Annotated in this window: 15 protein-coding genes; 13 read left to right on the top strand and 2 right to left on the bottom strand. The window is 62.0% G+C overall.

The features are described from left to right. Positions 1–96: 96 nt before the first annotated feature. Together trmL and murB are read left to right on the top strand one after the other, a co-directional pair. A complete protein-coding gene (gene trmL, locus B2X55_RS08085; protein WP_036376428.1) occupies positions 97–588 on the top strand; it encodes a tRNA (uridine(34)/cytosine(34)/5-carboxymethylaminomethyluridine(34)-2'-O)-methyltransferase TrmL in 492 nt (163 codons plus the stop codon). 67 nt (positions 589–655) lie between these two features. Then, positions 656–1,573: a UDP-N-acetylmuramate dehydrogenase gene (gene murB, locus B2X55_RS08080; RefSeq protein WP_286821654.1), complete on the top strand. Its 918-nt coding sequence runs from the start codon at positions 656–658 to the stop codon at positions 1,571–1,573. Positions 1,574–2,038: 465 nt separating this feature from the next. Here murB and B2X55_RS08075 read toward each other — a convergent pair whose 3' ends face one another. After that, positions 2,039–2,821, bottom strand: a complete 783-nt coding sequence (locus B2X55_RS08075; protein ID WP_226867108.1) for a ZIP family metal transporter — start codon at positions 2,819–2,821, stop codon at positions 2,039–2,041. A 149-nt stretch (positions 2,822–2,970) separates the two neighbouring features. On the opposite strand from B2X55_RS08075, the gene B2X55_RS08070 reads away from it, so the two are divergent. From B2X55_RS08070 to B2X55_RS08045, 6 genes are all read left to right on the top strand, one after another. Beyond that, the gene (locus B2X55_RS08070; protein ID WP_286821651.1) at positions 2,971–3,570 is read left to right on the top strand and encodes a hypothetical protein; all 600 of its coding nucleotides are present in this window, start codon (positions 2,971–2,973) and stop codon (positions 3,568–3,570) included. Between the two features lie 42 nt (positions 3,571–3,612). Then, on the top strand, positions 3,613–6,528 hold the full coding sequence (locus B2X55_RS08065; RefSeq protein WP_286821650.1) for an insulinase family protein: 2,916 nt from the start codon (positions 3,613–3,615) through the stop codon (positions 6,526–6,528). Positions 6,529–6,665: 137 nt separating this feature from the next. Next, on the top strand, positions 6,666–7,553 hold the full coding sequence (gene dapA, locus B2X55_RS08060) for a 4-hydroxy-tetrahydrodipicolinate synthase (RefSeq protein WP_055160680.1): 888 nt from the start codon (positions 6,666–6,668) through the stop codon (positions 7,551–7,553). 130 nt (positions 7,554–7,683) lie between these two features. Further along, positions 7,684–8,346, top strand: coding sequence for an L-serine ammonia-lyase, iron-sulfur-dependent subunit beta (gene sdaAB / locus B2X55_RS08055; protein ID WP_036376447.1), 663 nt, complete (start codon positions 7,684–7,686; stop codon positions 8,344–8,346). A gap of 15 nt (positions 8,347–8,361) precedes the next feature. Further along, positions 8,362–9,240 (top strand): L-serine ammonia-lyase, iron-sulfur-dependent, subunit alpha, encoded by an 879-nt coding sequence (sdaAA, locus tag B2X55_RS08050; protein ID WP_081828429.1) that lies wholly within the window; start codon positions 8,362–8,364, stop codon positions 9,238–9,240. A 364-nt stretch (positions 9,241–9,604) separates the two neighbouring features. Beyond that, entirely contained in the window at positions 9,605–10,171 is a 567-nt protein-coding gene (locus tag B2X55_RS08045; RefSeq protein ID WP_286821648.1) for a coenzyme F(420) biosynthesis enzyme, read from the top strand. Between the two features lie 69 nt (positions 10,172–10,240). Here B2X55_RS08045 and B2X55_RS08040 read toward each other — a convergent pair whose 3' ends face one another. Then, on the bottom strand, positions 10,241–11,077 hold the full coding sequence (locus tag B2X55_RS08040; RefSeq protein WP_036376452.1) for a transglycosylase domain-containing protein: 837 nt from the start codon (positions 11,075–11,077) through the stop codon (positions 10,241–10,243). 192 nt (positions 11,078–11,269) lie between these two features. Here B2X55_RS08040 and argC point away from each other — a divergent pair, with 192 nt between their 5' ends. From argC to argF, 5 genes are all read left to right on the top strand, one after another. Next, a complete protein-coding gene (argC, locus tag B2X55_RS08035; protein ID WP_286821647.1) occupies positions 11,270–12,304 on the top strand; it encodes an N-acetyl-gamma-glutamyl-phosphate reductase in 1,035 nt (344 codons plus the stop codon). A 54-nt stretch (positions 12,305–12,358) separates the two neighbouring features. After that, positions 12,359–13,570, top strand: a complete 1,212-nt coding sequence (gene argJ / locus B2X55_RS08030) for a bifunctional glutamate N-acetyltransferase/amino-acid acetyltransferase ArgJ (protein ID WP_286821646.1) — start codon at positions 12,359–12,361, stop codon at positions 13,568–13,570. A 32-nt stretch (positions 13,571–13,602) separates the two neighbouring features. Further along, on the top strand, positions 13,603–14,490 hold the full coding sequence (gene argB, locus B2X55_RS08025) for an acetylglutamate kinase (protein WP_055160697.1): 888 nt from the start codon (positions 13,603–13,605) through the stop codon (positions 14,488–14,490). Positions 14,491–14,521: 31 nt separating this feature from the next. Then, positions 14,522–15,730 (top strand): acetylornithine transaminase, encoded by a 1,209-nt coding sequence (locus B2X55_RS08020; protein ID WP_286821644.1) that lies wholly within the window; start codon positions 14,522–14,524, stop codon positions 15,728–15,730. Between the two features lie 166 nt (positions 15,731–15,896). Further along, the gene (gene argF, locus B2X55_RS08015) at positions 15,897–16,829 is read left to right on the top strand and encodes an ornithine carbamoyltransferase (protein WP_286821643.1); all 933 of its coding nucleotides are present in this window, start codon (positions 15,897–15,899) and stop codon (positions 16,827–16,829) included. Positions 16,830–16,905: the final 76 nt, after the last annotated feature.

Raw genomic sequence — 16,905 nt, 5'->3', positions numbered from 1 at the left:
TTTTTGTTCGGGATTCGCTATAATGAATGAGTTATAAGAAATCAATGAGACTCCGCTTCCTGCGGGTTTTCTTCCAATTCCGAGGTGTTAGAACCATTGCATATCGTATTGATTGAACCAGAGATCCCGGGCAACACGGGAAACATCGCGCGGCTCTGCGCCGGCACGGGCATCGAGCTCCATCTCGTGCGGCCGCTCGGCTTCTCGACGGATGACAAGCACCTGAAGCGCGCCGGCCTCGACTACTGGCCGCTCGTCAAGGTCCACTACCACGACAGCTTCGAGGAAGTCCAGGAGCGCTACGCCGGCCACAACTTCTACTTTTTGTCGACGAAGGCACCGCGCTCCTATACGGAAGTCTCGTACACGATGGACGACATGCTCGTCTTCGGCAAGGAATCGGCCGGCATCCCCGAGCCCATCCTCAAGGCGAACTGGGATCACTGCGTGCGCATCCCGATGATCGCCGAGGCACGCTCGCTGAACCTCTCCAACTCCGTCGCCGTCGTGGCTTACGAGGCCATGCGGCAGATGGACTTCCAGAACCTCGCAGAAGCCGGCCCCGGCCTCCGCATGGACCACCGCTGACGCGCCGCGCGTCAAGACGACGAGAAGACCATAGTGAAGACCATAGTACAGATGGGAATGATGACTGATGATTGACAAAAGCTTTGTCCAGAAATGCCAGGCCTTCATCGAGCCGAACCGCTTCCGCCTCGATGAGCCGATGAAACTCCACACGACCTTCAAGATCGGCGGACCCGCCGACTGCCTGATCTTCCCCGCCTCCATGGAGGAGACCGAGAAGGTCCTCGCCCTCGTCAACGAGTACAAGCTGCCGCTGACCATCCTCGGCAACGGCTCCAACGTCCTCGTGCAGGACAAGGGCATCCGCGGCGTCGTCGTGAAATTCGCGCGCCCGATGGCCAAGATCCGCCATGAGGGCACGCGCATCATCGCCGGCGCCGGCGCCCTCCTCAAAGACGTCTCCGAAGCCGCCGCGCAAAGCAGCTTGACCGGCCTCGAATTCGCCTGCGGCATCCCCGGCAGCATCGGCGGCGCCATCTTCATGAACGCCGGCGCCTACGACGGCGAGATGAAGAACGTCGCCGACACCGTGCGCACCGTCGACCGCGAGGGGAGGATCCACACCTACAGCCGCGACGAACTCGACCTCGGCTACCGCCACAGCCGCTTCCAGGACAACGGCGAGGCCATCGTCGAAGTCGAGCTCTGCCTCGAGCCCGGCGACAGCAAAGCCATCCGCGCCAAGATGGACGACTTCACCCAGCGCCGCGAGAGCAAACAGCCCCTCGAGATGCCGAGCGCCGGCAGCACCTTCAAGCGCCCCAAAGGCTACTTCGCCGGCACCCTGATCCAGGAGACCGGCCTCAAAGGCCTCCAGGTCGGCGGCGCCCAGGTCTCCACCAAACACGCCGGCTTCGTCGTCAACGCCACCGGCAACGCCACCGCCGCCGACGTCCGCGGCCTCATCCACGAAGTCCAGCAGCGCGTCTACCAGAAACACGGCGTCATGCTCCACCCCGAAGTCCGCATCATCGGCGACGCATGATCCCTAAAAATCGAATCGAGCAAGGAAATAAACAATACAAAAAGACTGCCACAACAAAGTGACAGTCTTTTTTCGTCATAGAAGAAAAATCGTGCAAACTAGAGGGGCGCAGCGAAGCGACACCGCGCACATCTCGCCTGCACTTTAAACCGGACCAAGTCCATACGACAAAACGGGCAGGGCGCAGCGAAGCGACCGCCCGCAGCAGGGCCTGGCTAAGTCCCAAAACGCGAGCAACACCGGGCCGGGGCGCAGCTGTTTCGCCTGCAGGAGCGCAGTGACCGCCCGCAGGGCTGAGCCCCAATCCGCCGCGCCTAGACACAGCGATGTAAGAACGCCGCGGCAGGCGGCGAACCCCCTAGACACATACTCTGCCGCATGGGGCTCATTCAACGGAGCGACGAAGCCGAAACAGCTGCGCCCCGGCCACGCCACGATGTAAACCCAAACTCTTCCCACGCTCACTCACCCGAGGATCGTATCGAGCGCCATCATCAGCGTGAACCCGACCGAAAACGCGACCACCCCGATATTCGAGTGATGGCCCGCACTCATCTCCGGGATGAGCTCCTCCACGACGACGTAGAGCATCGCGCCCGCCGCGAACGCCAGCAGGTACGGCAGCACCGGCACGACGACGCTCGCCGCGACGATCGTCAGCGCCCCGCCGATCGGCTCCACGACGCCCGACAGCGTGCCGAGCACGAACGCCTTCGCGCGCCCCTCGCCGTTCGCCGCGAGCGGCAGCGAGATGATCGCCCCCTCCGGAAAGTTCTGGATCGCGATGCCGAGCGACAGTGCGAGCGCCGCGCCGAGCGACAGGTCCGCGCCGCCCGTGAGCCAGCCCGCGAGCACAACGCCGACCGCCATGCCTTCCGGGATGTTGTGCAGCGTCACCGCGAGCACGAGCTTGAGGTTCTTCGAGAGCGCGCTCTTCGGGCCCTCGGCCTCCTCGCTGTTCAGGTGGAGGTGCGGGATGATGTGGTCGAGCAGCAGCAAGAAGAGCGTGCCCGCCCAGAAGCCCGCGACGGCCGGCAGCGAGGCGTAGGCGCCGAGCGCGCTGCTCTCTTCCATCGAGGGGATCAGGAGACTCCAGACCGAAGCCGCGACCATGATGCCCGCCGCAAAGCCCGTGAACGCCTTCTGGATGCGGTGGTCGAGTTCCCCGCGCAGCAAAAAGACACAGGCCGCGCCGAGCGTCGTGCCAAGGAACGGGATGGCAAGTCCCTGCAGGATCTCAATCGGCATGAGAATCCCTCCTTTTCTTTCGTTTCTTTCTATTATACAGGAAAGATGCCCAAAAGGAAATGGTGGCCCGCGGCTGTCCGACATTGAGAAAGAAAACGGATCTGTGCTATAATAATGTATACGTATGGTTTGGAGCGGAGTGTGTTGGTATGGCAAACAGCAGAGAGAAGAAGACGCGCAATGTCTTCACCGAGAAGGCGGCACTCGAACAGGAGGTTACCGCTTTGCAGGCGAAGCTAGAGGAGCAGGCGGCAAAGCTCGCCGACTGCCGCCGGGAGATCGAGGACGCGATCGTCGCGCGCATCAAGCAGCGGGACGAGCTCGACGCCCTGCGCGAGGAGAACCGGCAGCTGCGCCGCCGGCTTGCATTGTATGAGCTTCCCGCACAGGATGAACCGCCTGCCGATGCGGCAGGCGTCTCAGTAGAAGATTCCCCAGCCGAACCGGCCCGGACGCGGGAGGAACAGGAATTCTTTGATTCTTTCCGCATCTACGTCGTCGGCGGCACGGAGAAGTGGCAGAAGAAGGCCGCAGAAGTCTTCCCGACGATGCACTTCCTCGGCAGCGAGAAGAACTTCGATCGCTCCGCGCTCGCGCAGGCCGACTACGTCATCATCAACACGAATGCCGTCTCGCACGCCTGCACCGAGAAGGCCAAGAATGCCGCGCCGAAGTCGGCATCCATCATCATGACCTCCAACAACAACCTCCATCTCCTGCAGCGAAAGCTGCTCGAGACGATACAGTGACAGAGAATAAATACGACAGAACGAAAGGAAGCATTTATTTTTATGGAAGTAAACGACAGAATCCACGGCTTTTTCCTGAAACATAAAGAGTACATCCCCGAAGTGGACTCGACGGCCTACACGTTCGAGCACGAGAAGAGCGGCGCGCGCCTGTTCTTCCTCGCCAACGATGACGACAATAAGGTCTTTTCCATCTCATTCCGCACGCCGCCTGTCGACGACACGGGCGTCGCGCACATCGTCGAGCACTCGACGCTCTGCGGCTCGCGCAAGTACCCGCTCAAGGAGCCGTTTGTCGAGCTCGTCAAGGGCTCCCTCAATACCTTCCTCAACGCGATGACGTACCCCGACAAGACGATGTACCCGGTGGCCAGCCGCAACGACAAGGATTTCCAGAACCTCATGGACGTCTACCTCGACGCCGTCTTCTACCCGAACATGCGCGAGAACCCGCAGGTGCTCATGCAGGAGGGCTGGCACTATGAGATCGAGAAGAAGGAAGACCCGCTCGCGTACAGCGGCGTCGTCTACAATGAGATGAAGGGCGCGCTGTCCTCGCCGGATGACCTGCTCGAGAGCCGCATCATGCACGCGCTCTACCCGGAGACGACGTACGGCCACGAGTCGGGCGGCGACCCGGAGGCCATCCCGGACCTCACGCAGGAGAAGTTCATCGCCTTCCACGCGAAGTACTACCACCCGTCGAACAGCTACATCTACCTCTACGGCGCAATGGACATCGAGGAGAAACTGCGCTACCTCGACGAGGAATACCTCTCGTATTTCGACCGCATCCCCGTGCCGTCGAAGATCGACCTGCAGCCGGCGTTCTCGCACCTCAAGCGTGAGACGGTGCCGTATCCCGTCAGCGAAGAGGAGGGGACCGATGAGAAGACGTTCCTCGCGCTGAGCTGGACGACGGGCCAGTCGCTCGACCACAAGGCGATGATGGGCCTCGAGATCCTCGAGCACGCGCTCCTGCGCACGCCGGCCGCACCGCTGCGCAAGGCGCTCATCGACGCGAAGCTCGGCCGCGACGTCGACTCCATCTTCGAGACGGATATGCTGCAGCCGTTCTTCAGCATCATCGTCAACAACGCGGAGCCGGAGCGCCTCGACAAGTTCTACCACCTGACGATGACGAAGCTCCAGCAGCTCGCCGAAAACGGCATCGACCGCGAGCTGCTCGAGGCGTCCATCAACCTCATGGAGTTCCGCCTGCGCGAAGCCGACTTCGGCTCGGCGCCGAAGGGGCTCATCTACGGCATCCGCATCATGAAGAGCTGGCTCTACGGCGGCGCTCCCGAGACGTACCTGCGCTATGAGGACCTGCTGCAAGAGATGAAGGACGGGCTCTCGGGGCGCTACTTCGAGTCGCTCGTCGAGACGTACTTCCTCGCGAACCCGCACCGCAGCCTGCTCGCGATGGTGCCGGACACGCAGATGGCCGCGCGCCGCGAGAAGGAGCAGCAGGAGAAGCTCGCCGAGAAGAAGGCGGCGATGAGCGACGCGGAGATCGAGGCGACCATCGCGGCGACGCAGGCGCTCAAGCTGCGCCAGCAGAGCCCGGAGACGGAGGAGGCCCTGCGCACGATCCCGGTGCTGAAGCTCTCGGACATCCGCAAGGAGTCGTACCCGCTGCCGCTCGAGGTCCGCGATCTTGGCGGCACGAAGGTGCTCTTCAGCGATGTCCACACGAACGGCATCGCCTATCTGAATCTCTACTTCGACGCGAGCGCCGTGACGGAGGAGGAGCTGCCGTACCTCTACCTCTTGAGTGAGCTCCTCGGCATGGTCGATACGGAGAAGCACACGTACGCGGAGCTCGCGAACCTGCGCAACCTGCACACGGGCGGCATCGCGTCGGATGTCGTCGTCTACACGCGAAACGGCGAGCCAGACTCGTTGCTGCCGAAGCTGCGCGTCCGCGCGAAGGCGCTCGTCAAGAGATTGCCGGAGCTTATGGCGCTCCTGCAGGAGATCCTGACCGAGAGCCGCTTTACGGACGAGAAGCGCATCCGCGAGCTCATCGAGCAGGAGGAGACCTCCATCGAGCTCAATCTGCAGCGCGCCGCCAACCAGATCATCGTCTCGCGCCTCGCTGCCTACCTTTCGCGCGCGGGCCGCTACGCCGACGAGGGCGGCCTGCCGTTCTACCCGTTCCTCAAGGCGTTTGAGGCGGACTTTGCGGGAAGTCTCGCCAAGATGCAGCAGGTGTTCAAGACGCTGCTGCCGAAGCTCTTCAACCGCAACGGCCTCATCGTCAGCGTCACGCTCAGGGAAGAGGAGTATCCTGCATTTGAAGAGGCGTTTGGAGCCCTGCAGCAGAGCTTCTCGCAGGAAGTGTTCCCGGCGGCTTCGTTTGACTGGAAGGTCGAGCCGGAGAACGAGGGCCTGACGTCCTCGAGCCGCGTGCAGTACGTCGGTAAGGGCGCGAACTTCCTGCGCCTCGGCTACCGCTACACGGGCAGCATGGCCGTTTTAGAGACGCTTTTGCGCTACGACTACTTCTGGACGAAGATCCGCGTGCAGGGCGGTGCCTACGGCGCCTTCACGGGCTTCAACCGCAACGGCTTCATGTACTTCGGCTCCTACCGCGACCCGAACCTCCGCGAGACGCTCGCCGTCTTTGACGGCACGGCCGACTATGCGGCGCACTTTACGGCATCGGAGCGCGAGATGGACAAGTTCATCATCGGCACGATGAGCGGCGTCGACACGCCGCTGACGCCGATGATGAAGGGCGATGCGGCCGCGACGTGCTACCTGCGCGGCATCACGGAGGCGGACCGCCAGCAGCGCCGCGCGGAGATCCTCGCGACGCGCCAGGAGGACATCCGCGCGCTCGCACCGCTCATCGCGGACTGCATGAAGGAGAACGTCCTCTGCGTCTTCGGCAACGACGAGAAGATCGCCGCAGCGAAGGACGCCTTCGGCTCCATCAAGCCGGCGCTCTGAGATGCGACATTTGTCCTCTGGAGAAGGCGTTGACTTTCCTCTGTGGACATGGGATAATGAAGGAGATATCATAATATGAGTCGATGTCCTGCTGCCGCGGGCGGCATAGCAGGACAGGAGTATGGGAGGCTTTCTGGATGAAGAAGACAATTTTCAAAGGTGCAGGTGTCGCCATCATCACGCCGTTCACGGAGGATGGTGTCAACTTCGAAGAACTCAGCCGCATCATCGAGGACCAGATCAAGGGCGGTACGGATGCCATCGTCATCACGGGCACGAGCGGTGAGTCGGCCACGATGACGGACGAGGAGCACAGAGCGGCCATCAAGTGCGCCGTCGACACGGTCAAGGGCCGCATCCCGGTCATCGCCGGCACGGGCTCGAACGAGACGTCTTACGCCATCGAACTCTCGAAGTACGCGGAAAGCGTCGGCGCGGATGCCGTCCTCGTCGTCACGCCGTACTACAACAAGTGCACGCAGAAGGGCCTGATCGCGCACTACAAGGCCATCGCGGAGAGCATCAACATCCCAATCGTCCTCTACGATGTGCCGTCGCGCACGGGTGTCGGCATCCAGATCCCGACGTACGTCGAGCTCGCCAAGATCCCGAACATCGTCGCAGTCAAGGAGGCCAACGGCGACCTCTCGAAGATCCTGCGCCTGCGCGCTGCCTGCGGCGACAGCCTCGATGTCTACTCGGGCAACGACGACCAGATCGTCCCGATCCTCTCGCTCGGCGGCAAGGGCGTCATCTCCGTCCTCTCGAATGTCGCGCCGAAGGAGACGCACGACATGTGCCAGCTCTACTTCGACGGCAAGGCCGAGGAAGCCGGCAAGATGCAGATTGCCTATGCTGACCTCATCGACGCGCTCTTCTGCGAGGTCAACCCGATCCCTGTCAAGGTCGCGATGCGCAAGCTCGGCTATGCAGCCGGTCCGCTGCGCATGCCGCTCTCCGAGATGGAGCCGGAGCACGAGAAGCAGCTTGAGACGGCCCTGCGCAACCACGGCCTGATCAAGTGAGCTGCGGATAGCCGCTGATTTTAGAAGAAAAGCCTTCAAGAACCCGAAACGATGCAGTCGAGGTCTTGAAGGCTTTCTGTATTTCTATATTTCTGTATGTATCTGCATGAAGCAGAGAAAGAGAGAGCATATGCACGGTGTATTTGACATAGTCGGGCCGGTCATGATCGGCCCGTCGAGCTCGCACACGGCGGGTGCGGTGCGGCTCGGCCTCATGGCCCGCAAGGTCCTCGGCGAGCCGGCCGTACGCGCGGACATCAACCTGCACGGGTCGTTCGCGCAGACGTACCGCGGCCACGGCACGGACAAGGCGCTGATCGCGGGCATCCTGGGCTTTGCGCCCGATGACGAGCGCATCCGCGAGGCGCTGGCCATCGCCGAGGAGCAGGGGCTCGTCTTCTCGTTCCAGAAGGTCAATCTGGAGCAGGCGCATCCTAACACGGCGGTCATCCACCTGACGGGGGCTTCGGGGCGCACGGTGCGCGTGCGCGGCGCGTCTGTGGGCGGCGGCAACATCCGCATCACGAACATCGACGGCTACGAGGTCGAGCTCACGGGCATCTACCCGGCGCTCATCACGATCCACCACGACAAGCCCGGCATCATCACGAAGGTCACGCAGATCCTCGCGCGCTACGAGTACAACATCGCTTTCATGCGCGTCTCGCGCCAGAGCCGCGGCGAGATGGCCATGATGATCCTCGAGCTCGACGAGCCACTCTCCGGCGATGTCGTCGCGGAGTGCTGCGCGGTCTACGAGGTCGAGACGGCCTTTGCCATTCCGGCCATCTAGCGAAAGGAGTACGAGATGATACAGGTGAATTTCAATACGGTCGCGGAGCTCGTGGCGCTTGCCGAAGCGCAGCATGTGCCGGTCCACGAGATCGTGCTCGCGCGCGAGATGCACGACAGGGAGCGCTCGCGCGGCGAGGTCCTGCAGGCGATGCTGAAGAACTGGCAGGTCATGCAGGAGTCGATCGTGCGCGGCATCCAGAATACGGAGCGGTCGCTCTCGGGCATGACGGGCGGCGACGCGAAGAAGCTCTACGCGTACCGCACGAGCGGGTACATGGGGGAGGCGGCCATCGAGGCGGCGGCCTGTGCGGTGGGCATCAGTGAGGTCAACGCTGTCATGGGGCGCATTGTCGCGTGTCCGACGGCCGGCTCGTGCGGCATCGTGCCGGCGGCGCTCTACGCGGCCAAGAAGCAGCGCCATCTTGCGGATGCGGATGTGGTGCTGGCGCTACTGACGGCGGCGGGGATCGGCATGGTCGTCGACCAGAATGCCTCGATCGCGGGCGCAGCGGGCGGCTGCCAGGCGGAGTGCGGCACGGCGGCCGGCATGGCGGCGGCAGCGCTCGTCGAGCTCGCGGGCGGCACGCCGGCGATGATCGGCAATGGCACGGCGCTCGCCATCAAGAATCTCATGGGGCTCGTCTGCGATCCCGTCGCCGGCCTCGTCGAGGTGCCGTGTGTCAAGCGCAACGGCTTTGCGACGGTGGTGGCCATGACGGCGGCTGATATGACGATGGCGGGCATCCGGTCGGTCATCCCTGTCGATGAGGTCATTGCCGCGATGAACGAGGTCGGCCATCTCCTGCCGAAGTCGCTGCGCGAGACGAGCGAAGCGGGCCTCGCCGTCACGCCGACGGCCAAGGCCATCGAGAAGCGCGTCTATCCCGACTGAGGGGCAGGAGAGGGGTTAGCCGGGCCGCAGGAGAAGGGTTAGCCTGGCGAGGCGGAGAGGGCTGCCCATAAGCGGAGCTTTGGCCGCCTGCGTCAAGAACGCAGGTTTTGCCAACCAGATCCCTTGCCGGGAAGTGTCGTTCAAGCGAAGCGCGTTTCGCTTCCCGGCAAGGATGCATTTCAGGGCAAAACATGCGTTTAGCAGTCGGCCACGCGCAGCGTTGGGCAGCCCTCTCCGCCCGCTGCGAACTTCGCCCTGATGGCGGGTCTGTGCTTTTTTCCTTGCGTATCTTTGCCAGGCAGTGTAAAATGAGAATAACAATGCGAGATGATTCGCAAAATATAGTGCAAGGAGAGATTATTATATGAAGAAAATCATCCAGATGCTGCTCATCGCCTGCATGGTCGTGCTCGGCACGCAGGTTGCTTTTGCAAATGCCGACAAGGTCACGGTTCAGGAGGGCGCGGACCTTACGGCCATCCACCGTCTGGCCATCGGCTCGCCGCTCTACATGCAGGTCGACCCGAAATCCCCGAATAAGGACATGCTCACGCAGATCGTCTATGAGTCGAGCCGCGTGGCGCGCTGCTACGTCATCTCGTATGACACGGTCGCGCAGAACATCAAGGCGGACCAGAACATCGACATCAAGGCGCTCGACCGCCGCACGGCTGCCAAGGACTTCAAGCAGTATGTCGCGAATTACGCGGATGCCTACGTCATCCTGACAGTCGCCAATGACAGCCGCACGACGTTCTTCTTCGACGTCTACAAGGCCGGCACGAACGAGCTCCTCTACACCTATCAGATCCAGGCCAACCGCAGCGAAGGCGACACGGTTGCCACTTACACGAACATGGCAGAGCAGTTCTACAAGCATTTCGAGCGCTCCGCTGTCGAGCAGCAGAAAGAAAGCAGCAAAAAGAAATGATGCATAAAAAAGACAAGGCACAATGCCTTGTCTTTTTTGATTGGCCGACGGGTTGTCGGTGGGATGGGCTCAGTGCGCGAGGTAGAGCGGCTTGATCTTGGCGTCTTCGGCCATCGTCTTGTCGATGTAGCCGCAGCTGACCATCGCGTCGAGCACGATGAACTGGCGTTTCTTGGCCATCATGAAGTCGACGTAGGGGGAGTAGAGCGAGGGGGCGTTCGGCAGGCCGGCGAGCATGGCCGATTCGGGCAGGGCGAGATCGCGCGGCCGCTTGCCGAAGTAGCCCTCGGAGGCGGCGCCGATGCCGTAGTAGTTCGAGCCGTAGTAGATGGTGTTGAGGTACATCTCGAGGATCTCGTCCTTCGAGTAGTTCCACTCCATGTCGAGCGCCAGCACGAACTCCTCGGCCTTGCGGCCGAAGGACTGCTCGTGCGAGAGGAAGAGATTCTTGACGAGTTGCTGCGTGATGGTGCTCGCACCCTCCTCGATCTCGCCGGACTGCAGGTTGACGAGCGTGGCGCGCGCGATGCCCTCGAAGTCGAAGCCGTGGTGGCTGTAGAAGCGCCGGTCCTCGACGGCGACGATGGCCTGCTGCAGGGAGTCGGGCGTGTCCTGCAGCTTGACGTAGTGCGGGTCGCGCACATTGACGCGGCTCTCGACGGCGCGCCGCAGGAAGATGACGCGGCTCAGCCGGTCGGAAAAGCCCGGATGGTGCACCTCGTCCGTCATCTCGTTGGCGGGCACGCTCTGCGTCGGCCGCGGCAGGAAGCCGCCTGCGCTCTGCCACGTCTTTGCGGAGAAGACGGCCAGGCCGCCCGATACGAAGAAGGCGGCGAGGAACAGGATCAAGAGGAAAAAAAGAAAGCGGATCAGCCGTTTCGGTGACCGCCGTCGTCTTGTTGCCATGAAATAAACACTCCTTTGTCCTCATTATAACACGCACGGTTTATTTCGTCAGCAACCGCATCGCCAAATGCGATGAGAGGGATCGTAAAAAAATCTGTAAAATTGTAAAGAAAAGGCTTGCAATATTATACAGCATAGATGTATAATTATAAACATCAATTCAAGGGGCCGAGCCCCGGAGGAGGAACTAGTATGAAAGTCAGTGTCCTGGGAGCAACGGGATACGCGGGAGCGGAGCTCCTGCGCATCCTCTACAATCATCCGCAGGCAGAAGTCGTGCATGTCACATCCGAGAGCCGCACGGGCGAGAAGATCGCGGATCTCTACCCGCACCTGCGAGGCTGCTACGACATGGTGCTCGAGAGCATGAAGGACATCGAGACCATCGGCAAGGACAGCGATTTCGTCTTCATCGGCCTGCCGCACGGCCATGCGATGAAGGTCGGCCGCGCGCTCCGGGACCTGCCGGTGCGCATCATCGATCTCGGCGCTGACTACCGCTTCCGCGATACGAGTGTCTACGAGGCGTGGTACCACGTGCCGCACACGGATCCTGAAGCCGAGCGCGTCTACGGCCTCGCGGAGCTCTACCGCGACGAGATCCGCGATGCCAAGATCATCGGCAACGCCGGCTGCTTCACGACGGCCAGCATCCTCGCGCTCGCGCCGCTCGCGCGCGCGCATCTCATCGATGTCAATACGATCATCGTCGATGCGAAGTCAGGCGTCTCGGGCGCGGGCCGCTCGCCGAAGCAGGCCAACCACTTCCCGGAGCTCTACGACAATTTCCGCGCCTACAATGTCGCGCATCACCGCCACACGCCGGAGATCGAGCAGGCCATCACGGACCTCTCGGGGGAGGCGACGGTCATCAACTTCACGCCGCACCTCGTGCCGATGTCGCGCGGCATCCTCGCGACGTGCTACGCGACGCTCAAGGAGGGCGTGACGCCGGAGCTCGTCGACGCCGCCTTCGAGAAGGCCTACAGCAAGGAGTTCTTCATCCGGCTGCTCGGCCGCGGCGGCTATCCGTCGACGAAGGAGGTCCGCGGCTCGAACTTCTGCGACATCGCCTGGCACATCGACGAGCGCACGCACCGCGTAATCGTGCTCTCTGCCATCGACAACCTCGTCAAGGGCGCGGCTGGCCAGGCCGTCCAGAACTTCAACATCGCCTGCGGCTTCGACGAGAAGACGGGCCTTGACTTCGTGCCGATGTACCCCTGAGCACCGCGAGGCGCATACGAAATCGAAACCATTTACATTTAGGAGGAATCCCATATGATCAACGCATTCCACAATGAGGCGGGCGTCACGTTCCCGCAGGGCTTCAAGGCCGCCGGCGTCAAGGCCGGCATCAAGAAGAGCGGCAACCTCGATGTCGCCGTCATCTACACGGAGAAGGAAGCCGCTGTCGCCGGCACCTTCACGCAGAACGCGGTAGCGGCAGCGCCGGTCTTTGCCTCGAAGGCCGTTGTCGCCACGGGCACGGCGCACGCCATCGTCGCCAATGCCGGCTGCGCCAATGCCTGCACGGGCGAGCAGGGCGAAAAAGACGCCGCGGCCACCCAGAAGATCGCAGCCGAGGCGCTCGGCTGCACGCCAAAGGATGTCATCGTCGCTTCGACGGGCGTCATCGGCGTGCCGTTGCCGATGGACAAGCTGGAAGCGGGCGTCAAGGACGCCGTCAGCAAGCTGGCGGCGGACGGCAGCAGCGCGGCGAGCCAGGCCATCATGACGACGGACACGCATCCGAAGACGGCGGCGCTCGAGATTGAGCTCGGCGGCAAGAAGGTGCACTTCGGCGTCATCGCCAAGGGCTCGGGCATGATCCAGCCGAACATGGCCACGATGCTCTGCTTCATCACGACGGATGCCGCCATCGACAGCAAGCTCCTGCAGAAGGCGCTCTCCAAGGTCGTCGCGACGTCCTTCAACATGATCTCGATCGACGGCGACATGAGCACGAACGACATGGCCATCGTCATGGCCAACGGCGCGGCCGGCAATGCGCCGATCGCGGAGGGAAGCGAGGACTACGCCAAGTTCGTCGAGGCGCTCGACAAGCTCTGCAAGGAACTCGCCAAGGAGATCGCCGATGACGGCGAGGGCGCGACGAAGTTCCTGACGGTCCACGTCACGGGCACGAAGACGTTCGCCGACGCCAAGACAATCGCCATGAGCGTTGCCAAGAGCCCGCTCGTCAAGACGGCCTTCTTCGGCGCTGATCCGAACTGGGGCCGCGTCATCTGCGCCGTCGGCTATGCCGGCGTGCCGATGAACCCCGAAGACGTCGTCGTCAAGTTCGGCGATATCCCCGTCTACGCACACGGTGTCGGCGCAGAATACGACGCTGAGGCGCTCGCCAAGGTCATGGAGCAGCACGACATCACCATCTCCATCGACATGGGCCAGGGCGAGGAAGAGGCGACCGTCTGGACCTGCGACTTCTCCTACGAGTACGTCAAGATCAACGGCGAGTATCACACCTGATAGACTGGCGCAAGAGATAGGGGAAGGATAGTATGACATTCACAGCCAAGGATAAGGCAGCCATCCTCGTCGAGGCGCTGCCCTACATCCAGGAATTTTACGGCAAGACCATCGTCATCAAGTACGGCGGCAATGCGATGATCAATGAGGACCTCAAAGAGAAGGTCATGCAGGATGTCGCGCTGATGAAGTACGTCGGCATCCGCCCGGTCATCGTGCACGGCGGCGGCCCGGAGATCACGGGCTTCCTCAAGAAGGTCGGCAAGAAGTCATCATTCGTCGCCGGCCTGCGCGTGACGGACGCGGAGACGGTCGAGATCGCGGAGATGGTCCTCGACGGCAAGGTCAACTCCGAGATCGTCAACCTGCTCAATCACCGCGGCGTGCGCGCCGTTGGCCTCTCGGGCAAGGATGCGAATCTCATCTGCGCCCAGAAGAAGCTCGCGACGGTCTACGAGGGCGATGAAAAGAAGAAGGTCGACATCGGCTACGTCGGCGCCGTCCAGAAGGTCAACGTGGCCCTCATCGAGGACCTCCTCGACCAGGACTACGTGCCCGTCATCGCGCCGATCGGCGTCGGCGCGAACGGCGAGAGCTACAACATCAATGCCGACTACGTCGCGGCGGAGATCGCCGGGGCGCTGCACGCGGAGAAGCTGCTCTTACTGACGGACGTCGAGGGCATCTACAAGGACTTTTCCGACAAGTCCTCGTTCCTCTCGACGCTTCACATGCAGGAAGCGCGCGACTACATCAAGTCGGGCGTCATCCAGGGCGGCATGATCCCGAAGGTGGAGGCCTGCCTGACCTCCCTCGAGAAGGGCACGGGCAAGACGCACATCATCGACGGAAGGCTCGACCACTCGATCATCCTCGAGATCTTCACCTCGCAGGGCATCGGCACGCAGGTCGTGCGCTGACAATCACGATAAAAGAGAAGGATGCGATTTCATGCAGGAAACGGATAAAGATATATTTGCAAAAGATGCACAGGACTACCTGCCGGTCTTCAACCGCTACAAGATCGTGCTCGACCACGGCGAGGGCGCTTATCTCTGGGACATCAACGGCAAGAAGTACCTCGACTTTTTAGGCGGCATCGCCGTGAACGTGCTCGGCCACGACTACGGGCCGCTCGTCACGGCCATCTCCGAGCAGGCGAAGAAGCTCATCCACTGCTCGAACCTCTACTACACGCAGCCGCAGGCCGACGCCGCGGCGAAGCTCGTCGCGCTCTCGGGACTCGACAAGGCGTTCTTCGGCAACTCGGGCGCCGAGGCCAACGAGGGCGCCATCAAGATCGCGCGCAAGTACGCGCACCAGATCGACCCCGAGAAATCCCAGATCATCACGGCCTGGGACAGCTTCCACGGCCGCACGATCGCGACGCTGACGGCGACGGGCCAGCCGAAGTACCACGAGGGCTTCGGCCCGCTGCCCGACGGCTTCGACTACGTCCACTACAACGACATCGAGGAGCTCGAGTCGATGATGAGCGAGAAGACGGCTGCCGTCATGCTCGAGACGATCCAGGGCGAGGGCGGCGTCTACACGCCGGAGGGCGACTACCTCAAGAAGGTCCGCGCGCTCTGCGACAAGTACCACGCGCTCCTGATCTTCGACGAGATCCAGGCCGGCATCGGCCGCAGCGGCAAGTTCTTCGCCTACGAGAAGTACGGCGTTAAGCCGGACATCGTCACGCTGGCAAAAGGTCTCGCGGGCGGCGTGCCCATCGGCGCCTTCATCGTGACGGATGCGGTCGCCAAGGCCTTCCATGCCGGCGACCACGGCACGACGTTCGGCGGCAACCCGCTCGCCTGCGCGGCGGCCAACGTCGTTTTGGACACGGTGCCGAAGCCGGAGTTCCTCGCGCACGTCGAGGCGGTCGGCAGCTACTTCAAGCAGCAGCTCGAGCATCTCAAGGCCAAGCACCCCGCGCTGATCACGGATGTCCGCGGCACGGGCCTGATCCTCGGCGCCGAGCTCGCCTCCGCTGAGCACGGCCGTGACATCGTCAACGACTGCCTCGCCGAGGGCGCGATCATCAACTGCACGGCCGGCAAGGTGCTGCGCTTCATCCCGCCGCTCATCATCACGAAGGAGCAGGTCGACACGGTCATCCTGACGCTCGACGATGTGCTCGCAAAATACGATAAATAAGTACGACAAATAAAAAAATTCAGCCGTTCGGGGTGATATGTATAGAAATACAAAAAAAATGCATATCTACACTTTTCAAGCGGCTGGATTTGATGTATAATATGCAATAGTTACGGAAGTTACAAGACTACAGATGTTCTAGTGATTCCAGCAGGGAGGTCATCATATGTTGAAAGGGAAAGACATGCTATCCATCCACGACTTATCCGTGGATGAGGTACAGGAGATCCTGGCACTCGCCAAGGAGCTCAAGGCAAAGCAGAAAGCGGGTGTGCCGCACAAGATCCTCGAGGGCAAGACGCTCGGCATGATTTTCGAGAAGTCTTCGACGCGAACGCGAGTATCCTTTGAGACGGGCATGTACCAGCTCGGCGGCCAGGCGCTTTTCCTCTCGAACCGTGACCTCCAGCTCGGGCGAGGTGAACCCATCCGCGACACGGCGCGCGTGCTCTCGCGCTACCTCGACGGCATCATGATCCGCACGTTCGGCCATGACCGCGCCCTCGAGCTCGCGAAGTGGGCCGACATCCCCGTCATCAACGCGTTGACGGACCTCTTGCATCCTTGCCAGGTGCTCACCGACCTCTTGACGATCGAGGAGTACAAGGGCAAGAACCTCAAGGGGCTCAAGATGGCCTACGTCGGCGACGGCAACAACATGACGAACTCCTTCCTCTACGGATGCGCCAAGGTCGGCATGACGTTCGTCGCGGCGACGCCGGAGGATTACCGCCCCGATGCGACGGTCTTCAAGAACGCCCTCGAGGACGCGAAGGAGACGGGCGCTTCGCTCAGCCTCGTCACGGACCCGCACGAGGCCGTCAAAGATGCCGACATCGTCGTCACCGACACCTGGGCCAGCATGGGCCAGGAGGCCGAGCACGAGGCGCGCAAGAAGATCTTTGCACCGTATCAGGTCAACAAGGAGCTCCTCGAGGGCGCCGACAAGCGCGTCATCGTCATGCACTGCCTGCCGGCCTACCGCGGCGAGGAGATCACGGAGGAGGTCCTCGAGGCCAACGCCGATGTCATCTTCGACGAGGCGGAGAACCGCCTGCACACGCAGAAGGCCATCATGGCTCTGACGATGGCAGACTGAACGCGCATTCTGTAATCGGTGACTTGTAATTTTATGACTGTGCATTATCCCTTCCAGATGCCCATGGCAAGCATGA

Origin of the sequence: Mitsuokella sp. UBA4253 (assembly GCF_002395285.1) — a bacterium.
GTDB lineage: Bacteria > Bacillota > Negativicutes > Selenomonadales > Selenomonadaceae > Mitsuokella > Mitsuokella jalaludinii.
This window is presented reverse-complemented; position numbering and strand designations above follow the sequence as displayed.